This window comes from Endozoicomonas sp., from assembly GCF_051008435.1.
GTDB lineage: Bacteria > Pseudomonadota > Gammaproteobacteria > Pseudomonadales > Endozoicomonadaceae > Endozoicomonas_A.
On sequence record NZ_JBPCXO010000260.1, the window covers coordinates 1 to 5,114 of the forward strand.

General features: G+C 45.7%; 3 protein-coding genes. 1 reads left to right on the forward strand and 2 read right to left on the reverse strand.

Annotated elements, in window-relative coordinates; all coding sequences use genetic code 11:
• Positions 1-4 precede the first annotated feature (4 nt).
• Complete coding sequence (locus tag ACR2PX_RS13340; protein ID WP_433999843.1) at positions 5-619, reverse strand: hypothetical protein; 615 nt, start codon at positions 617-619, stop codon at positions 5-7.
• Positions 620-794: 175 nt separating this feature from the next.
• Positions 795-1,145: a methylglyoxal synthase gene (locus ACR2PX_RS13345; RefSeq protein ID WP_433999844.1), complete on the reverse strand. Its 351-nt coding sequence runs from the start codon at positions 1,143-1,145 to the stop codon at positions 795-797.
• 447 nt (positions 1,146-1,592) lie between these two features.
• Here ACR2PX_RS13345 and ACR2PX_RS13350 point away from each other — a divergent pair, with 447 nt between their 5' ends.
• A complete protein-coding gene (locus ACR2PX_RS13350; protein ID WP_433999845.1) occupies positions 1,593-4,898 on the forward strand; it encodes a hypothetical protein in 3,306 nt (1,101 codons plus the stop codon).
• Positions 4,899-5,114 lie beyond the last annotated feature (216 nt).

The following is a 5,114-nucleotide window of genomic DNA, read 5'->3' on the forward strand; positions in this document are numbered from 1 at the left end:
GGCTCTATCCTTTGCTGTTCTCGGGATCAAAGTCAGTAAGGATAGACAAAAGAAAATGACGGGTATTTCCCATAGGTTGGAGGGCTGCACTGGGCAAAAAGTCGCCGCGAAGCGGCCTACCTTGATATAAAACGCTGTCTGTTTTTTCCAGGAATTCGTAAGACCCATGTATAACAGGTCTAACAGTTATTGCTTGATAGTCGTTGCCATTATCATCAGTGAGTAATCCGCCGAACATCTCTGCTGAGTCAACGGTGGCGTGCCGAATATGAATTCGGCCATCGTCTAATGATCTTACATTTTCAAGTTCAGAAGATTTTCCGAGTGTTGAGAATGGTGTATGAAGTAATGGATAATTACTTGAGATATTAGATTCTGTTAACCGAAACAAAGCTGTTGGATTTTTTTCAATTGTATTTTCTCCATCGGTTGAGCCCACTGACGGTGGTAAGGCAGGAATATCTAATACATTATCTGGCGTTGGCGTTGGCGTTGGCGTTGGCGTAGAGGAATCCCCTTCGGCATCATTACTTCCTCCACCGCCACCACCGCAGCCTTGAAGTAATAAAAAAAGGATAAACGGAACGAAAGACGATCTCCATGATAACATCTTAATCAAACATCCATGCTGGTTTTTATTTTTTGTACGTATTTTACGCAGCTTAAAAATACATCACGTGTCTTTTAATGGCAATGCTTAGATGGACCATTTTTTTAGGTGATTTACAAATCAACACATACGGTGACGCTAATTTGAATCTGTTGTTCCTGTTCAAGTGAAAGCTCGTAAGTCATTACTCAATGGGTCGTGTCAGTAAGTACTGTTCATAATCAGGAACAAGCCGTTCGTGATCCTTGCTCATCAAAGGAGATGAGATAACAAATTCAGCAGTACTTTGGTTACAGGCGAAGGGAATGTTCCAGACTGCCGCAATTCTTAGCAGTGCCTTGATGTCCGGGTCGTGGGGTTGGGATTGCAAGGGGTCCAGGAAAAAGACCAGAAGATCCAGTTTGTTTTCCGTAATCATGGCGCCAATTTGCTGATCGCCTCCCAGGGGGGCCACTAACCAGCCTGCAGACAGGCAGTTGAATTCGTTTTTCCAGAATGGCGCCTGTGGTTCCTGTAGCGTAGAGCTGGTGGCCACTCAAACCTTCTCTGAACCGGTAGGCCCAGTCGACGAGTTCTTCCTTCTTTTTATCATGGGCGACCAGGGCAATGCTCTTGATCTCGAATACGCGCTGAGTTTTGTTTTCCATTGGATAGTCTTGCAAATGACTTTTTTGTCATCAGCTCCTGGGGATAAGTGGATTCAGTAAAAAGTCAGAGAGAGTTGCGGTTGTATATGTGAATGTGCCGGTTTTATTCATTTCGAGCGCATTTTCATAGTAGTCGATATCCGTTGAAATAATCACGGGATTCCCAGCCAAAATAGAATAAGTCAGTCAATGACTGATCTAAACGATTTGTTTTCTAACGCTATAAGCCTTTTAGGCTAACAACCAAAATGGATTTCAATTTTTAAACCTGCTTTAAATTCTCTGTCTATGGCCGATAGCCTTTCCAATTCAACTCTTTGAAAAGGAATGTAGACGTGCTTCCGGCATTACCCAAAGTCTATGGAACAATCCGCGCCTGGCAGAAAGACTGCGAGAACATCAAAGGAAAGCAGCTTGAGGCAGGGTTGCCTGATGTCGGGGAGGATGGTCATTTGAAAATGCCGGAAACCCCATCTGGCATGCTATGGAGTGCTCTCTCCTCTGCTGGCAGGTATGTTGGTCTGGTTGGGGAGGGCGAGGCAAGGAATCTCGCACCACTGAAGAAACAACTCAATCAAATGTATCTTGCTACCAGAGGGTTATGTGAGCAGGCAGGTATCTCAACCCGTGGAATAGTAGCAGTGAAGGATGACGATTTAGGTACCTTGACCGTTCAAAGCCTGAAAGAAAAGATGGATGGAATGGTCTATTCATCGGGTGGTCAACTGGTGAGAATGCATGAATATCTTGATGAAATGGTTCAGACAGTCCGGGAAGGCAATCCTGAGAGGATAAAAAAGGAAATTGATGATCTGCCACAACTGCTCAAAGAAAGTTATAAGCTATTTGCTCTGCATTCTTCAGACACCAAACTGTTCAACCAGTTTATACAGTTCTCTACTTCAATTCAGTTCTGGCTGGAGGAGAACAGGCTAGAGTTGAAAGCTTTCAATCGGTTAGAGGGTGAGGTGGGTAATGCCTTCACACTGATTAAAAAACATTGTGATGACTATTTACAATTTATTCGGAAAGAAATGGGTATTCCATCTGCCCCAACGCCTCCCCCTCCAAGGGTAAATCCCATAAAAACGCCCGAAAATCTTGAGCGAGCCTGTCAATTAGCCTGGCAGCATGTTGTCGATCCCAAACATCATGGTCCTCAACTCAATGAGGAATTTCGGAATATCGCAGAGGCCCTGATGGGCCTGACGGAAAATGGCGAAGGACCGGATACAGAGGATCTCACCGCAAAAGCCCATGAACTGTACAGAAGGCTCAATCGGATAATGGGTACTGCTGGGGCAGGGCACTCTCTAAGAGAAACGATTAGTCCTTTCTCAACAGTGATGGATCGGTTGAATAACAAGCTGGCTGAAAGAAGAATTCAGCAAGCTCATGTTTTTGAAGCGTTAAGTTCTGAGCAAGTTGCTCTGGAAGAGGAGCCACCCCGTTCCCTGCACAGTCTGCCCAGCCTGAACAATGCCAGCCTGCAAATGAGCCTGAGAGGAGAGCCATTACCTGAACGACAGGGGTACGAAGTTCATGTTGCCTCTAATGGTGACAAGTTTATCCCGCTGGAAGATGACAAGCTGACTTACAACCACCTGTGTAACGAGCCGAGGTTTGCTGAAAAAGACTTTGAATATCTGCGAGATGGTAACTACCGGATCTATACCCGCAGTGGTTATGGTCCGGCCTTCAAGCATGATCGGATCATGGAGAAAGGCACCCAGAAGTGGAAAATGCACCTCTCAGTTAATCGGGAAGATATGGACAGGGCCTTTCCCATAGTTAAAGACTGGATCATGAATCCGGAAAACCGGATGTACGCCGCCAAGGTTCTGGATCAGGAGAATCGGGAAAGCCCTGATCAGATGGGTAAGGAATTCACACTTTACCTTTATGAAGATAATGAGTATGGCAACCGGGATACTGTACATTGGCAGGGAAAACTGGCAGAGCTGGAAGAATGTCTGACTAAGGCTGGTATCAGACCTGGTCCCAGGCCTTTACCAGAGCGACACAAATTTGATCGCCAGATCGATGGCAGCCAGTTCCTCCACTATCGAAATGATTCCGTCAGGGTTGAAGACGATATCGACCGCACTCTGTATAGGGAGCATAGAGACACGTTGTCAGGAGTTCGGTACTTCAGAAACCGCTGGGCTCGTGATGATGTGATCGTATTGCAGCAGGACTTTAATCAGCTGCCACCGGATATGAGACATAACCTCTTGCCACAAGACAGTGCTGACTTTCTTGCAGGTGTTCAGCTGGGACGTAAACCCGAAATGGGTGTTGGTGAAGTTAATATGCCCAAGTCCCGAGACTTTCGCCCGCAGAAGCTTCAAGACATTAAAAAGCCTGTGCCACATGAGGCGGAGAAGCCTGCACCGGTTAAACCTTTATCAGAGGTTCAAAGAGAAACGTTTGATACGATGCTGATGGATGTAAGGAAACAACATCCCGCATTAACTGAAGATCGTTTACTGATCATGTTGAGAAATCCTGAAACAGGTGAGTACAAAGGTCTGGATGGTTGGTTTCCTTCCACGGCGGAGGTTATTGGCTACCTTACTTTGGAAAAGGAAAGGCCAGGCTTTTTCCCTGATGAAGATTTCCAAATGGCCTACAGCGAGCTGGGAGTGAAGTTCTACTATCAGGACAGGATGCCGGAAGGAGCTGCATATCAGGATTGGGTCAATGATGCTGTCCATCTTATCGTAAGAGGCAGAGAAACCAGACAGGCCATGAGAGAGTGGGAGCCTAAGTTACAGGATTTGATGCCAGAAAGTGGCAACTTTAAGGGCTATATCAATTCTAAGGTGCCTGGAAAGCACATTCCTGAAGATATTCCTGCTGAACTTCTGAATGACTATCGGAATCATCTGCGGGAGGAACTCTACCTGCAATTCAAGGCGTTCGGTCCTGACAAGGTTGATGAGCAGACTCTGAACAATATAATGATCGATTGCTGTGAAAATCTTCTGAGGCATTTTGAGCCTGATTATGCCCGGCAAAACTGCCAGTATGATAAGTACCGATTCCCGCAGTTTGGATGGCTTGATGCTAAAAAGCATTCATACAGAGGCAGAGATGCAATGGGCTTTATTTCTTATGTCGACCCTCAGGCAGATGCCGAGTATCTTCCTTCACACGGCTCCGGGACAGAAACCGCCAACAAATTCAGAATCAGTGTTCATCCCCATGATTATGACAAAGCCTGGCCGCTGGTAGCAGAAATATTACACAGGAATAATTGTCCGTTTCCTATCTGGAAATCCACCTTTCCCTGGACTCGAAGTGTGGGTAAGGACCACGAGCGATTGAATATGGGGGGACAATTTACCTTATATTCTCTGGATCATCCCAAGGGCAACAAGCTGCCTCGTTATCAGAATGAAAATATTGCCCGTGCCCTGAAAGAAATAGAGGAGGTGCTGAGCAAAAATAAGATTCGCCCAGGGCAGCAGCCTCATACTGATGTGTATTTTGGAGATCAACATCCCTATGTCTCGTATCGCTTTGATATGGATAAGGATCGAAAATACTATGAGCCTTCACATTTAATCGGCCATAAAAGGCGCAGGGAATATATGGGTGAGCCTCGCTACCAGAGTGTAGGAAGCTTACTGGGCTGATATCTATGAAGAGAGCATAGCCGGTGTTGCTCCCTCCTTCTCCTTCATCCTAACCTTAAGTCCCGCTTAACTTTGAGGTAATGAGCGATCAGGCTGTACTTTTGGTAAGAGAGTACAGTTTTCATACACTTTGCAGTCTAATCTACAGCATCAGCTTGTGTTCATAATTGTTCCGCTTCTTTTTACTCAATTCTGCGTTTGATCTGCGTTTTCAGT